Annotated in this window: 14 protein-coding genes; 8 read left to right on the forward strand and 6 right to left on the reverse strand. The window is 35.9% G+C overall.

The window, feature by feature from the left end; all coding sequences use genetic code 11:
* Positions 1–38: 38 nt before the first annotated feature.
* Both KO02_RS19250 and KO02_RS19255 read right to left on the reverse strand, forming a co-directional pair.
* Positions 39–1205 carry a FecR family protein gene (locus KO02_RS19250; RefSeq protein ID WP_038700934.1) on the reverse strand — a complete coding sequence of 389 codons (1167 nt, stop codon included), beginning with the start codon at positions 1203–1205 and terminating at the stop codon, positions 39–41.
* A gap of 216 nt (positions 1206–1421) precedes the next feature.
* On the reverse strand, positions 1422–1961 hold the full coding sequence (locus tag KO02_RS19255; RefSeq protein ID WP_038700936.1) for an RNA polymerase sigma factor: 540 nt from the start codon (positions 1959–1961) through the stop codon (positions 1422–1424).
* Between the two features lie 209 nt (positions 1962–2170).
* Here KO02_RS19255 and KO02_RS19260 point away from each other — a divergent pair, with 209 nt between their 5' ends.
* From KO02_RS19260 to mnhG, 7 genes are read left to right on the forward strand one after another with little or no spacing between them, the layout of a single operon-like run.
* Positions 2171–4480, forward strand: coding sequence for a putative monovalent cation/H+ antiporter subunit A (locus KO02_RS19260; protein WP_038700938.1), 2310 nt, complete (start codon positions 2171–2173; stop codon positions 4478–4480).
* Between the two features lies 1 nt (position 4481).
* The gene (locus tag KO02_RS19265) at positions 4482–4895 is read left to right on the forward strand and encodes a Na+/H+ antiporter subunit B (RefSeq protein ID WP_038700940.1); all 414 of its coding nucleotides are present in this window, start codon (positions 4482–4484) and stop codon (positions 4893–4895) included.
* A gap of 7 nt (positions 4896–4902) precedes the next feature.
* Positions 4903–5259 carry a Na+/H+ antiporter subunit C gene (locus KO02_RS19270; protein ID WP_038700942.1) on the forward strand — a complete coding sequence of 119 codons (357 nt, stop codon included), beginning with the start codon at positions 4903–4905 and terminating at the stop codon, positions 5257–5259.
* A complete protein-coding gene (locus tag KO02_RS19275) occupies positions 5256–6758 on the forward strand; it encodes a proton-conducting transporter membrane subunit (protein ID WP_038700944.1) in 1503 nt (500 codons plus the stop codon). Before KO02_RS19270 ends, KO02_RS19275 begins: the two co-directional genes overlap by 4 nt.
* An 8-nt stretch (positions 6759–6766) precedes the next feature.
* Positions 6767–7243 carry a Na+/H+ antiporter subunit E gene (locus KO02_RS19280; RefSeq protein WP_038700946.1) on the forward strand — a complete coding sequence of 159 codons (477 nt, stop codon included), beginning with the start codon at positions 6767–6769 and terminating at the stop codon, positions 7241–7243.
* The gene (locus tag KO02_RS19285; RefSeq protein ID WP_038700948.1) at positions 7240–7515 is read left to right on the forward strand and encodes a cation:proton antiporter; all 276 of its coding nucleotides are present in this window, start codon (positions 7240–7242) and stop codon (positions 7513–7515) included. The genes KO02_RS19280 and KO02_RS19285 overlap by 4 nt, the downstream gene beginning before the upstream one ends.
* A complete protein-coding gene (gene mnhG, locus KO02_RS19290) occupies positions 7508–7900 on the forward strand; it encodes a monovalent cation/H(+) antiporter subunit G (protein ID WP_038700950.1) in 393 nt (130 codons plus the stop codon). Before KO02_RS19285 ends, mnhG begins: the two co-directional genes overlap by 8 nt.
* Here the strand turns inward: mnhG and KO02_RS19295 are convergent.
* The gene (locus KO02_RS19295) at positions 7890–8984 is read right to left on the reverse strand and encodes a lactonase family protein (RefSeq protein ID WP_038700952.1); all 1095 of its coding nucleotides are present in this window, start codon (positions 8982–8984) and stop codon (positions 7890–7892) included. The two genes, mnhG and KO02_RS19295, sit on opposite strands and share 11 nt — an antisense overlap.
* 268 nt (positions 8985–9252) lie before the next feature.
* Between KO02_RS19295 and KO02_RS19300 the strand changes: the two genes are divergently transcribed.
* Positions 9253–10599 carry a peptidylprolyl isomerase gene (locus KO02_RS19300; RefSeq protein ID WP_038700954.1) on the forward strand — a complete coding sequence of 449 codons (1347 nt, stop codon included), beginning with the start codon at positions 9253–9255 and terminating at the stop codon, positions 10597–10599.
* Positions 10600–10687: 88 nt separating this feature from the next.
* On the opposite strand, the gene KO02_RS19305 is transcribed toward KO02_RS19300, so the two are convergent.
* Genes KO02_RS19305 through der form a run of 3 tightly spaced genes read right to left on the reverse strand, consistent with a single transcriptional unit; the run spans position 10688 to position 14392 of the window.
* On the reverse strand, positions 10688–11572 hold the full coding sequence (locus KO02_RS19305) for a hypothetical protein (protein ID WP_038700957.1): 885 nt from the start codon (positions 11570–11572) through the stop codon (positions 10688–10690).
* A 32-nt stretch (positions 11573–11604) separates the two neighbouring features.
* On the reverse strand, positions 11605–13071 hold the full coding sequence (gene cysS / locus KO02_RS19310; RefSeq protein ID WP_038700959.1) for a cysteine--tRNA ligase: 1467 nt from the start codon (positions 13069–13071) through the stop codon (positions 11605–11607).
* A 19-nt stretch (positions 13072–13090) separates the two neighbouring features.
* The gene (gene der, locus KO02_RS19315; protein WP_038700961.1) at positions 13091–14392 is read right to left on the reverse strand and encodes a ribosome biogenesis GTPase Der; all 1302 of its coding nucleotides are present in this window, start codon (positions 14390–14392) and stop codon (positions 13091–13093) included.
* Positions 14393–14407 lie beyond the last annotated feature (15 nt).

Below are 14407 nucleotides of genomic sequence, written 5' to 3' on the forward strand. Positions count from 1 at the left end.
TTTTGTTTTTATTTCGTGTATTAATTTCCCATAATATTTTATTTATTTCTAATAATCAATTGATTCCCATCTATTTTAAATTTTAAATCACTCACATATTCCAACATTTCAATAACTTGAGAAAGAGGTACATTGCGATCAATGGATCCTGTAACGATTTTATTTTTATTAACATCATGCTCAAATCTGACTTCCAAGTCATACCAATTGGACAATTGATCTACAATAAATTTGATGTTATCCTTTTTAAAATAAAACTCATTATTATACCAAGCAAGATCTCGATTCAAATCTGCGGTACCCTTTTCAAGTATTCCATTAGCAGATTCCGAAAACTCCCCAGGAGCTAATAAGATAGATTGGTTCGCACTAGCGACTTCGACTTTTCCTTCTTGCAACGTCGTTCTTACTTTATGACTATAGGCATCCACATTAAAATGAGTTCCTAATACCTTAATGTCAGTACCATTTGCACGCACAATGAAAGGACGATTGACATCTTTTGTTACTTCAAAAAAAGCTTCTCCCTCTAATTCAACACTGCGCTCTCCAGCAGCAAAAAGCACAGGGAATTTTAATTTTGACATGGCATTTACCCATACTTTACTACCGTCGGACAACTCAATCTTATAATACCCTCCTTTCGGAACAACTAAAGTATTGTATTCCAATTCGCCAGTTCCTACCCCTTTTTCATATGCTAACTGTTCATCTTTGAGTTTAATATTATTGGAGATAAATTCACTTTTTGCCTTCGTTAAATCTAATTGATCACCATTATCTAAAATCAAGACAGCCTCCTGCGATGCTGGCTTAACATCATTTTTATGTACTTGGGAATGAATAGCGATGATTTTGGAATGACTTCTGGAAATATTTTGATTTAAGTATAATAAATAGAAACAAACCACAAGACATGAAGCAATAAGAGGAACCCAAATTTTCAGGTTAAACTTACTTTTAAACGGAAGAGTATGGCTTTCTTTTTTTTCTAAATTGTCCCATGCAGCTGCCACATCAATACGTTTGAACAAATTCAAATCATCTCTAATTGACTTGCCATCTTTGAAACTATCATACAGCTTGCTGTTTTCAGCATTTGAATTACGCCAGTTTTCTAATAATACTTTTTCCTCGTCAGAGAGTTTCTCTACCAAAGATTTCTTTATAATTGCGGCTATAATAAAAGGTTTACTCTCCATCATATAGTGTAAGGAAACTTTAACAGGAAAAAAGGGTGACAAGAAATGAAAAATATTTTTATATCTGTTTTAAGGAACAAAAAAAGGTCGAAATATATACTTTTGAATTGGAAATTGCGATAAGCATCTGGACACATGCTTATATTAGGAAGTTAAACATAACGAAATCCATTAGAATAGCTCATTGATATAAGCCATACAAATCTCGTACTCACAAAATTATCGAGAAAATAGGGTTTCTAAGAAAATTACTATCGGTAAAAACTCCGGGTTCATCTTCTGCATCACGAGTTTCATGCCACGTTGTTTCTGGGTTTTCACCGTGTTGACACTTATATTGAGCTCTTTAGAAATCTCTTGATTACTTAACCCTTCAAAATAGCCCATCCTGAATACAACTTGACAGCCAGGAGGCATACTTTCCACGATCCGGTGTACCTCAGCAACGACCTCCGAATGGATGATATTTAATTCAAATGAATCTTGACTCGATTCATTGAATGGTGTGGCTAACCAATACTTTTCAACTACTTTCTCCTTCCTTTTACTATTCAAAAACGCATATCTAACTGAAGTGTATAGATAGTTCTTAATCGCAACTTGATTTACGGAAACATGTTCCTGATTATTGAAATAAGAAATAAATGCATCCTGCACAAAATCCTCCGATTGGGTAAGATCTCCACAAAGTTTCCAGGCAAAATGACACAAGCTTCCATAATGCTCCTCAAATAGTTGTTTATTAGCGATACTTGTCATCTAAAACATGTTTCTTGTGAACTTGAAAGTAATTTAAAGGCTTTCTAAAAATTGATTAGCGAAACGCTTAAAACGAATATAATGTTAAATTTTGTTAAATACTATAGTCCTTTAAAAATTATTTTTTTAATAAAGTTGCTTCTCCAAAATATAAAAAACGCTCAATTTTCCTTATATTGGAGCGTTTCACAAATTAAAACAAAGACTAAATGCTATTTACCGTTCTAATAGGACTAATAACATCGAGCCTTATTGTTCCATTTGGTAAATTCATTAAAACCAAATGGGGGATTATTCTCGCAGCCATACCCTTACTTTTATTTCTCTACTACTTGCAATATATCCCGTTAGTAAATTGGGACAAATCCTACGTGCAACACATTGAATGGATTCCATCCTTAGGGGTCAATTTTGATTTTAGATTGGATGGATTATCGCTTTTATTTACTTTATTAATAACAGGAATTGGAACTTGCATATTTATATATGCAAAATCTTATCTAAAAAATGACCCATACATCGATCGTTTCTTTGGCTATCTATGCATGTTTATGTCTGCCATGCTTGGGCTGGTACTATCTGATAATATTTTTCTGCTATTCACCTTTTGGGAATTGACAAGTATAAGTTCATTTTTCCTGATTGGATTCAATAATGAAAAAATAGCATCCAGAAAAAGTGCGCTTACGGCTTTAAGTGTAACGGGTTTAGGTGGTTTTTTCTTATTAGCTGGCTTAGTTCTTATTGGCAATATCGCTGGTACCTATTCCATCTCAGAACTCGTTTCAAAGGCACAACTTATCCAAGATCATTATCTATATCCGTATATTTTAGGTTTGATTCTACTGGGGGCAATGACCAAATCTGCTCAATTCCCATTTCATTTCTGGTTACCTGGTGCTATGAAAGCGCCAACTCCTGTATCTGCATACCTACACTCTGCTACCATGGTAAAAGCGGGAATCTATTTACTTGCTAGATTCTTCCCGATCTTAGGGAGCAACCCTGCTTGGACTTACAGTCTAATGTTAATAGGTGGTATCACGATGCTTTATGGAGCTTTTCATTCACTATTCAGGACAGATATGAAAGGCGTACTTGCCTATTCCACTATTTCTGCCTTAGGAATTTTAGTCTTTTTATTAGGAATCGGTACGGAGGAGGCGATCATAGCTGCCGCTGTATTTATTGTTGTACATGCCTTGTATAAAGCCACATTATTTTTAATTACAGGTATCATTGACCATGAGGCGCATACGAGGGATCTTACCGTGCTGAGTGGATTAAGAAAAGTATTACTTCCTGTGGCAATCGCAGGCTTCTTAGCTGCTATATCAAGTGCTGGAGTACCCCTTACATTCGGATTTATCGGTAAAGATTTAATTTACGAAGCGACATTAAATAGTGACGAAAAATTAGCGATTTACCTAACTTCTGCCGCTGTATTAACAAATATTCTCTTGGTATCTGCAGGTTTCATGGCCGGTATTAAACCATTTATGGGGCCTATACCCGAAAGTTTTAAAAAGATACAGTTGCCCGAGAAATCGCTCTGGATACCGCCACTATTACTTGCTCTCTTGGGTTTAGTATTCGGATGTTTTCCTTCTATAATCGGAGATTGGATTGCACAGCCAACAGTCAATGGCATCATGAAAATCAATAGTGATTTTCATCTTAAAATCTGGCACGGATTCAATACAGTTTTATTACTAAGTGCTTTGACCATTATCTTAGGTACGCTAGTTTATTTCATTAATCAGCCAAGCCAGCGGAAATTGTTATGGATTGAAAAATTAAATTTCATAGCGCCACAATCCATTTTCCAAAACTGCTACAAAGCCATATACCGTTTCTCAACAAGCTATTCGCATTACTTTCATGATGGGTATCTGCGGTCGTACCTCTTAAAAATCATCATATTTGCTGAAGTTTTGTTGGCTTACCAACTTTATTTAGGTGGGCCTCTACATATCAATTGGGATTTATTATCCGCCATTAGTGTATACGAGGTAGTCACGATATTAATCGTATTCGGCGCTGTTGCACTGACCTTGAGTACTTCTTCTAGACTAACGGCTGTCGTTTCAACAAGTGTTATTGGATATGGTATCTGTTTGCTTTTTGTATTTTACAGTGCCCCAGATTTGGCGATGACACAATTTACAATTGATACATTGACGGTCGTTCTCTTTGTTCTAGTGCTGTTCAAATTACCTCCATTTTTAAACCTTGCCAACAAAAAAGTCTTGATAAGAGATATCATTGTTGCGGTCATATTTGGAGTAATTTTGGCTATGGTTGCTATTCGAGCGCTGCATGTACCAACAAATATTGCAATCAGTGAATTTTATGGTTCAAATGCTTACCTACTCGCTAAAGGTAGAAATGTCGTCAATGTACTGCTTGTAGACTTTAGAGGTTTTGATACGATGTTTGAGATTGTTGTTTTGACAATTGCAGCACTAGGAGTCTACAGTCTATTGAAATTACGTTTAAAATCATCGGAGAAAGAATAATATGAAAAGTACGATTTTACAAACAGCATCAAAATATTTACTTCCCATACTCCTTTTATTCTCTTTCTTCTTATTATTAAGGGGGCATTACTACCCTGGAGGAGGTTTCGTAGGGGGATTAGTTGCTTCTATTGCTTTTGTCTTACACAGCTTTGCACATGGTACTGATGAAACAATGCGCATCTTACGTTATAAACCACTATCACTACTTCCCATTGGATTGGGCATATCTGCTTTCAGTATGTTTATGCCAGCATTCTTTGGTTTACCCGTTATGACTGGTTTATGGTTAGAACAACCCATACCTGTTATTGGGATGATCGGTACAGCCTTACTATTTGATATGGGTATCTATCTCGTTGTTATTGGTGTTGTATTGACCATTTTATTTACTATTTCATTAGGTTCAGATTAATATAGGAATGGAATTACTACTTATTTTACTCATAGGCATCTTGTATGCTACGGGCATATATCTCATATTAAGAAGAAGTATGGTAAAATTACTTCTGGGTATCATGCTACTCGGTAACGCAACAAATATTTTGATATTTCTCCTCGGTAATATTACAAAGGGGAAACCACCCATAATTCGGGATGGACTAAAGGTATTTCAAGATATATATGCTGATCCTATACCACAAGCATTAATTTTAACAGCCATTGTCATCAGTTTCGGTTTGACCTCTTTTGCCATTGTATTATTAAAACGTGTATATGCATTAATTAACACGGACGATTTAGATAACTTAAACACTCCCGAAGACGAAGATATATGATTGACAATCAAATTATAGCAACAGTACTTGTACATTTATTTACAGCAATCATACAGCTTGGTTTTTGGCGAAAAACTGCAACACAAAGAGTTTTAAGCATCGGCGGTAGCTTCATCAGTTTAATTTTTGCAATCAAATTATTTGCTAAAGTATTCGATGGAAATATTCTTATTATGCATGCAGCCAATTGGGAAGCTCCATTCGGAATTGTATTTGTTGCAGATCTATTAAGCGCCACATTGATACTTTTAACAGCCATTGCAGGATTATCCGTCTCTATATACTCAGCTACTGGTATCGGTCGTCAACGGGTACTATACGGATACTTCCCCATCTTCCATTTCTTATTGATGGGCCTAAATGGTGCATTTTTAACAGGAGATATTTTTAACCTTTATGTGTTTTTTGAGGTTATTATTATATCATCTTTTGTTCTAATGACCTTAGGGGGGCGTAAAGCGCAATTAGAGGGTGCTGTAAAATATATGGCCATGAATATTCTGGCATCCACCTTTTTCTTGACTGGCATTGGTCTTCTTTATGGTATATCAGGTTCTTTGAATATGGCTGATCTAGCACTCATTGTTCCCAAGATAGAAAATCGTGCAATTGTTGATATAACGGCAACCTTCTTTTTGATTGGTTTTGGCATCAAATCGGCAATTTTCCCACTTTACTTTTGGTTGCCCTCCTCTTATCACACACCTCCTTCTGCTGTTGCTGCAATATTTGGTGGATTATTGACAAAAGTAGGTATCTACGCACTATTCCGAGTTTTTACATTGATATTTATTCCGAATGAATTTATTCGAAATCTATTTGTAATACTGGCTATTCTAACCATTTTGACTGGTGCTTTTGGTATGCTGATCAAAACTAATGTGAGACGAATTTTTTCTTATCTCATTGTTTGTCATATTGGTTTTATGATTGGCGGATTGGGTATGTATAGTAAATTGGCTCTTCTTGGCGCCGTATTCTACTTGATTCATGATATAATGGTCAAGACAAATCTCTTTCTCATAGCCGGATTAATTCGTCAAATGAGAGGTTCAATGGATTTAAAAAAATTGGGCGGTTTGTATGGCGAATACCCTAAAATATCCTTGCTGATTGCAATCGTTCTTTTCTCATTAGCTGGTATTCCTCCTTTATCCGGATTTTGGGCGAAAATATATTTGTTGCAAGGAGCTTTTCAAACAGAACATTATTTTTATGCTGGAGCACTGATATTAGGAAGTTTTATGACGCTATTTGTAATTGCAAAATTCTGGTCCGAAGTCTTTTGGAAGAAATTGCCAGAGCCAGATATGATTGAAGATAAATTCAAGGACCTCATCGGTATTCGAAAAATAGCCTTGATTTTACCAATTTGTATATTGGCAGCAAGTTCACTATATATTGGATTAAATGCCGAAAGTATTATTCAAGTTGCCGACCGTATATCATCTGAAATGTTAAACACCGAACCTTATATACAGGCTGTATTAGGTAAATAGAGAAACATATGATCAAACAGTTTTTAATGAACCTGCTGCTTTCTTTTATTTGGGTAGCACTAACAGGTTCCATGTACTATACAAATTTTCTATTTGGTTTCATGCTCGGATTCTTTATCCTATGGGTGATGAATCGAAACGAAATTGACCAACGTTACTTTTATCGGGTTCCAAAAACGATAAGTTTCCTTTTTTTCTTTCTTTATCAAATGATTATTGCAAACCTGCAGGTGGCATACGATGTAATTACACCTAAATATTTTTTCAAACCCGGCATTGTTAAATACCGAATGGATGCCAAGTCGGACTTTGAAATCAATCTCCTGTCCACTTTTATTTCCCTTACCCCTGGCACCTTGATTCTTGATGTTAGTGACGACAAAAAGATTTTATATATCCATGTGATGTATCTACATGATAAACAAAAATTCATGATGCAGTTGAAAAATAATGTTGAACGTAAACTTTTAGAAATTCTGAGATGAGCTTAACTGAATATTTAGATTACGTGGTTTTACCCATATTGATTCTTGCAACTGTAATCACTTTTATACGATTATTTAAAGGGCCACACGTTGCAGATCGTGTCATTGCCCTCGATTTAATCATTACTACTGGCATCGGTATCATCACTGTTTATAGTATCACTACATCGCAGGAAATTTTCCTTGATGTAGCCATGATTTTAGCATTGATTGCATTTTTAGGAACCGTTGCTTTTGCCTATTATTTAGAAAAACAAGATCACCATGACTGATATCATCATTGCTATACTGAGCACGATTGGCGCATTGGCCATTCTTTTTGCTTCAATTGGTATTTTACGGATGCCTGATTTCTATCTACGTCTTTCCGTAACCGTAAAAGCTGCGACATTGGGCGTCGGCTTACTCCTGCTTTGCGCTGCAATAGTCTTTCCAGATGTATCTGTTACTACGAAAACAATTGCAATCGCTTTCTTCCTTGTATTAACGGCTCCTGTGGCAGCACATATGATTGGAAGGGTTGCTTATATTACGGGAATTAAGGTGTGGAAAGGGACTGTAACGGATGAATTGGAAGGGATGTATGATGAAGAGACGCATGAATTGAAAGGAACTCCAGACGACTCTCCATCAAACGATGAATTGACTAAAAAATAATACACACTGGGGCTGGAATACGAACAGGTTTTCCAGTCTCTTTCAATAAACCTGTTTTTTCATTTCTTGCAAACGTTACGACCTCGTTGGTTGTTTGATTCGCAACCAAAAGAAACTTACCATCAGGGCTGATGTTAAAACTTCGTGGCCCTTCGCCTAAAGTAGGTTGATTCGCAACCTTCGTTAATTTACCATCCTTCGCTATAGAAAAAACACCTATGGTATTTGCATCTCCTCTATTTGTAGCATATATAAATTTACCGTCTGGAGATACTTTGATATCTGCTGCGCCATTCTTGCCAGCAAACCCATCTGGATTAATATTAATAGACTGATGAAAAAGCCAATCTTGCCCATCGCGCTTGTAAACTGCGATGTCTGCAGTCATTTCCAAAACGACATACATATAATGCTCTTTCTTTCCAAAAGCAATATGTCTTGGTCCTCCTCCAGCAGAAGTGAATACCTCAGCTGGATCACTGTGTAAAGAAGCATCATTTTTTTTAGGATTAATCAAATTATAAATTGAAACTTGATCTAATCCCAAATCTTGGACAAAGATTTCATTTCCTTTTTTTGAAAAAAAAGCCGAATGTACATGTGGTGCTTCTTGCCTTATTTTATCAACTCCCTTTCCTTCGTGTTGTACAAAATCTACAAGATCACCAATCACACCATTGGACTCTAATTTATACAATACAAATGATCCACCTGAATAATTGGATACTGCTATTAAATTTTTATTAGGACTTACTGAGACATGACAAGGATCGTCGCCTTTTGTAGGAACCGTATTCAGGGTTGTAAATTGACCATTGCTGTATGAATACGCTGTTAAATTTCCTTTATTATTTCCTTGTTCACTAACCGCATAAATAATGTTATCCTTACGGGATAAAAAAGAAGGATTAACCATTGGAGTCGTTGCAACCATTGCTATTTCACCCGTTTTAACATTGAAATCAAAAGCATAAATACCCTTACTCTCCGAATCGTTGGTATAGGTCCCGATAAACATCGGAATAGTTTGAGACCAGCCTAAAAAAGGAAAACAGGTCAAAATAAAAAATATAATCTTTTTCATGATTTCAAAATTAAAACTTTGTGTTAAAATGTAGTGTTAAAATTGGTTAAAACTACATTTTCTACATTGTAAATACTTATTTTAGCTGTTCCATGGATGTTCAGTATTCTTTTGTTATCATTGAACTTCTAAATGCTATAATCACTTGGAAATATTATTGAAATAAAATTAAGAATAATTAAGATATTCTAATAATTTTGTGCAAGCTTTCAGAACTTTTAGTTTGGACTGATTTATTTAAAAAAAGAATTTAATTTACATTCCACGAATGAAAAAAAACATATATACGTTGCTATTATTGGTATTTGTGACAGCACAAACAGTATTTGCGCAAAAACAAGTAATTGATCGAGTAGTTGCGACAGTTGGGTCGGGTATTATATTACAATCTGATGTTGATTTGCAATATGCACAATATCTTTCAGGCGGCAATAAACCAAATGAAAATTTCAAATGCGAAATGCTACAACAGCTCCTTACGCAAAAGCTTCTTTCCCAACAAGCGGTTATTGACTCTATCGAAGTTGGGGAAGCCGAAATAGATGATAACCTAAATAGTCGATTGAGATATATGTCGCAGCAAGCGGGTGGTCAAGAAAGATTAGAGAAATTTTTAAACAGATCTTTACTACAATATAAAGAAGATATGCGACCAAGTATTGCTGAGCAATTGAAAGCAAATAAAATGCGTCAAAATATCGTTCAAAAAGTAGATGTTACTCCTATCGAAGTAAAACGTTATTTTGAATCACTCAACACTGACAGCTTACCCTACTTTACTACTGAAGTAGAGATTGGTGAAATTGTCATGTTTCCGAAATTAACTACTGAGGAAAAAGCAGAATTTAAAGATAAAGCAGAAGGACTTCGAAAACAAGTCATGGATGGGTCTGAATTTGGTACGATTGCTCGATTATACTCTGAAGATGGATCAGCACCTTATGGAGGAGATTTAGGCTTTAATACCCGTGATAATTGGGTTAAAGAATTTGCAGCGATGGCCTTTAAATTGAAAGCTGGCGACATTTCGCCCGTATTCGAAACGCAATATGGATTTCACTTCTTACAGGTGCTAGAAAGACGTGGTGAAGAAGTTCATGTAAGACATATACTAATCAAATTTAAACCAACTGCTGCTAGTATAGAACGCACACAAACGAAAATTGATAGTATCTATAATTTAGTCACAACGGGTAAATTAGATTTCTATCATGCGGCTACAACGAATTCGGATAGTGAGGAAACTAAGTTCAATGGTGGGATGGTCTTAAATCAAGGTGGTGAAACACGTACTACCTTAATACCAGTTGATCAATTAGAAGCTTCGGTATTTCAAGCCATCGACACGCTTCAACCTGGAGAATATTCGAAACCCGCACAGTTTACAGATCGTACAGGAGAAGTTGGATTACGTTTTAACTATTTAAAATCTCGTATTGCACCTCATAAAGCGAATTTAGATGAAGATTTTTCTAAAATTAAAGAAGCTGCAAGACAAGATAAGGTTAACCGTAAATTGAATACCTGGTTTGAATCGAAAAGAGCAAATACCTATATCGATATTGCAGATGACTTTCAAAATTGTGATGAACTTAAGGTATGGATCACCAAATAAGTTAATGGATTTCTATATAAAAAAGTAAGGGCTTCAAATTGAATTTGAAGCCCTTACTTTTTTATATCATGAATACAATATAAGTACGCTATCGTTCAAACATCATTTCAACTAATACATTCCAATTTGCCTTAGTGACATCATCCTTTGCTAGTTCGCTCAGTTTCCATACACGGATATAGTTATACTTAACTACTTTATCTTTTAGTTTGATTGTAGCAGTACCAAAAGAGTATGCATACTCACCACTATAAGCTCGACCTACCTGCTCAGGAGTGGTGGTTATGTCCATGCGAGATTTTTTTAAATAGGCTAATATGTTCTTTTTCCCTTCTATTGGTTGAATCCAAGGAAAAAGAAGGCGTGCATCATCATTTAAAAACTCCTTATAGCCTGCTTGATTATCAGCTTTAAGCACGGCAGACATAAGCTTATCCGTCTCAAAAACGATCTCTTTACGTTGCCCTAATCGCACTTGTGAACGATGTTTTAAATACCATGATTCACTAGGTTCATAAAATGCCAATTCCGAAGCTTCCTTATTACCTAAGTTTTCTACTTCAGCACGTATATCTACCAGCCACTTGCCTTTTTTATTTCTTTTCCAAACCGTTAAATATTGTCCAAATCGTTTTCTTGCCCCTACCTTTTGAAACTCCATAGGGCCAGTTGTTATCCCAAAATCTTGACTTTTTGAAACCATAGCCAATGCAGGTTCCCATGTCATAACATCGGGAATATTAGGCCTATTGTTAAGGTAGTCAAGAGCATTGACTTCAGAAGGGACAAAAAACTTTGACTCTTTATCGATTATGGATAAAAATGCTTGATGTGGGGTGGTTGTTTTGGAAATCAGTGCAGCTTCTTTATCCGCACTGATCAAATTACCTACTTTATCGGGTATTTGTGCAAATACTTGTGCAGATAATGCACTCATAAAAACTACCGCCGATAATTTATTCCATATATTCATGTAATGTCTTTATTTAATTTGGACACTAACTATCAAATCTTATTCCAAAGTGTGCCATCTTTGCTATCCTTTAATTGAATTCCGATAGCATTCAACTCTTCGCGAATACGATCTGAAGTTGCAAAATCCTTATTTTGCTTTGCTCCATCACGCAATTTAATAACAATATCCATGACCTCATCAATACCATCATTATTTGATATTAAATCATTTTCAAGACCAAGAATATCAAAAACAAAATGTTGCAAGAATGATTTCAACTCTTCCAAATCACTTGCGCTGATTGCAGATTTTCCGTCATAGATAGAATTAATCAACCGAACAACTTCAAACAGCTCTGCAATTAAAATAGGGCTATTAAAATCGTCATCCATTGCCGCATAACATCTTGCACGTAAAACAGCTATATCTACTGCAGATTTCCCTTTAGAAGGCTTCAATTTATCCAGTAGACTAATAGCTGTCATTAAGCGTTTAAATCCTTTATCTGCCGCATCCAAGGCTTCATTAGAAAAGTCTAGCGTGCTTCTATAATGTGCTTGAAGCATAAAGAAACGAACGGACATCGGTGAATATCCCCGTTCTAACAAAGGATGATCACCAGTAAACAACTGATGAGGTAAAAAACCATTACCAGAAGATTTGGACATTCTAGCTCCATTTACCGTCAGCATATTGGTATGCATCCAATATTTGGCTGGAGCTGTGTGGTTACAAGCCTCAGACTGTGCAATTTCATTCGTATGATGCGTAGCTGCTAAATCCATGCCACCGCCATGAATATCAAATTGGTCACCTAAATATTTGCGACTCATCGCCGAACATTCAATGTGCCAACCTGGAAAACCAACGCTCCATGGTGAAGGCCAACGCATGATGTGCTCAGGTTTGGCTTTTATCCAAAGTGCAAAGTCCAATCTTCCACGTTTTTCATCTTGGCCACCAAGTTCACGTGTATTATTCAACATATCCTCTAGCTTACGATTGGTTAAAATAGTGTAATCGTAATCCTTAACATATTTTTCCACATCAAAGTAAACAGTACCATTACGCTCATAAGCATATCCATTGCTGATGATTTTTTGCACCATTTCAATCTGTTCAGAAATATGTCCTGTAGCAGTAGGTTCTATGCTTGGAGGAAGTGTATTGAATAGACGTAATACATCATGGAAACCAAGTGTATACTTCTGCACAATCTCCATTGGCTCCAGTTGTTCCAATTTTGCTTTTTTCGCAAATTTGTCATCTCCTTCGTCATTATCCCCCTCCAAATGCCCGGCATCTGTAATATTCCGCACATATCGGACTTTAAATCCAAGATGTTTTAAATAACGAAAAATCAAGTCAAAAGACACAAAAGTCCGGCAATTTCCAAGGTGAACATCACTGTATACCGTAGGCCCACAAACATACATCCCTACTAAAGAGGGATGTAATGGTTGGAACTTTTCTTTTTTACGTGTTAGCGTATTGTATAAATAAAGATTGTTTTCCATGTCTAGAAAATATCAGTTTCTATTTTTGTCTAAAATAAATTTGAAGTGGAACACCTTCAAAATCGAAGTGTTCACGTAATTTGTTCTCAATATAACGTTTGTAAGGATCTTTCACATACTGTGGTAAGTTACAGAAGAATGCAAACATAGGTGTACGTCCAGGTAACTGTGTTACATATTTTACCTTGATATATTTACCTTTTAAAGCTGGTGGCGGGTAATTTTCAATTACCTGCAACATCACTTCATTCAATTTTGAAGTTGGTATCTTTTTCGTTTTATTTTCATATACCTTAGCAGCTACCTCTAATGTTTTGAAAATACGCTGTTTTTCTGTAACTGAAGTAAAAACAATAGGCACGTCTGTAAATGGAGCTAATTTTTCTTTGATTCGCGCTTCAAAATCTTTCATCGTTTTATTGTCTTTTTCAATGGTATCCCATTTATTGACAACAATTACAATTCCTTTTCTATTTTTCTCAGCCAAATGGAAGATATTGATATCCTGAGCTTCGATGCCATCATTTGCATCTAACATCAAAATAACAACGTCTGAATCTTCCAGCGCTTTGATTGTACGCATCACAGAATAAAACTCAATATCTTCGTTCACCTTTGATTTACGTCTTAATCCAGCGGTGTCAATAAGCAAGAAATCATGACCAAATTGCTTATAATGAATACGAATCGAATCGCGCGTAGTACCAGCTACTGGCGTAACAATATTACGTTCCACACCTAACAAAGCATTTGTCAAAGAGGATTTACCAACATTTGGACGACCTACAATCGTATATTTTGGTAGTGAGGTGTCATCTTCAAATTCAGCTTCAAGAGTAGACACAACAGCATCTAATAACTCTCCTGTCCCAGAACCTGTAGCAGAAGAAACATTATAAATTTCACCTAAACCAAAGGCATAGAATTCTGCAGAATCATGGTGTAATTTTGCATGGTCAACTTTATTTGCAGCAACGTATACAGGCTTAGAACTTCTTCTTAAAAGATCCGCGATTTCATCATCTAGATCCGTAATACCTGTTGTTACATCTACCATAAAAATAATCGCAGATGCTTCTTCTATTGCGATATGGACCTGATCACGAATTGCTTCTTCGAATACATCATCCGAGCCATGTACAAATCCACCAGTATCAATTACTGTAAACTTTTTCCCAATCCATTCTGCCGTTTCATAGTGACGGTCGCGCGTCACTCCACTAAAGTCATCAACAATAGCTTTTCTACTCTCCGTCAGACGATTAAAAAGCGTGGATTTCCCAACATTTGGACGACCTACAATTGCAACAATATTTGCCATATTTTTACTATATAT

The organism is Sphingobacterium sp. ML3W (assembly GCF_000747525.1).
In the GTDB taxonomy this organism is placed as follows: domain Bacteria; phylum Bacteroidota; class Bacteroidia; order Sphingobacteriales; family Sphingobacteriaceae; genus Sphingobacterium.

What these genes read in the sequence shown, in the direction of transcription:
- KO02_RS19250 (WP_038700934.1), bottom strand. Translation starts at nt 1,205, where the DNA reads ATGATGGAGAGTAAACCTTTTATTATAGCCGCAATTATAAAGAAATCT.
- KO02_RS19255 (WP_038700936.1), bottom strand. Translation starts at nt 1,961, where the DNA reads ATGACAAGTATCGCTAATAAACAACTATTTGAGGAGCATTATGGAAGC.
- KO02_RS19260 (WP_038700938.1), top strand. Translation starts at nt 2,171, where the DNA reads ATGCTATTTACCGTTCTAATAGGACTAATAACATCGAGCCTTATTGTT.
- KO02_RS19265 (WP_038700940.1), top strand. Translation starts at nt 4,482, where the DNA reads ATGAAAAGTACGATTTTACAAACAGCATCAAAATATTTACTTCCCATA.
- KO02_RS19270 (WP_038700942.1), top strand. Translation starts at nt 4,903, where the DNA reads ATGGAATTACTACTTATTTTACTCATAGGCATCTTGTATGCTACGGGC.
- KO02_RS19275 (WP_038700944.1), top strand. Translation starts at nt 5,256, where the DNA reads ATGATTGACAATCAAATTATAGCAACAGTACTTGTACATTTATTTACA.
- KO02_RS19280 (WP_038700946.1), top strand. Translation starts at nt 6,767, where the DNA reads ATGATCAAACAGTTTTTAATGAACCTGCTGCTTTCTTTTATTTGGGTA.
- KO02_RS19285 (WP_038700948.1), top strand. Translation starts at nt 7,240, where the DNA reads ATGAGCTTAACTGAATATTTAGATTACGTGGTTTTACCCATATTGATT.
- mnhG (WP_038700950.1), top strand. Translation starts at nt 7,508, where the DNA reads ATGACTGATATCATCATTGCTATACTGAGCACGATTGGCGCATTGGCC.
- KO02_RS19295 (WP_038700952.1), bottom strand. Translation starts at nt 8,984, where the DNA reads ATGAAAAAGATTATATTTTTTATTTTGACCTGTTTTCCTTTTTTAGGC.
- KO02_RS19300 (WP_038700954.1), top strand. Translation starts at nt 9,253, where the DNA reads ATGAAAAAAAACATATATACGTTGCTATTATTGGTATTTGTGACAGCA.
- KO02_RS19305 (WP_038700957.1), bottom strand. Translation starts at nt 11,572, where the DNA reads ATGAATATATGGAATAAATTATCGGCGGTAGTTTTTATGAGTGCATTA.
- cysS (WP_038700959.1), bottom strand. Translation starts at nt 13,071, where the DNA reads ATGGAAAACAATCTTTATTTATACAATACGCTAACACGTAAAAAAGAA.
- der (WP_038700961.1), bottom strand. Translation starts at nt 14,392, where the DNA reads ATGGCAAATATTGTTGCAATTGTAGGTCGTCCAAATGTTGGGAAATCC.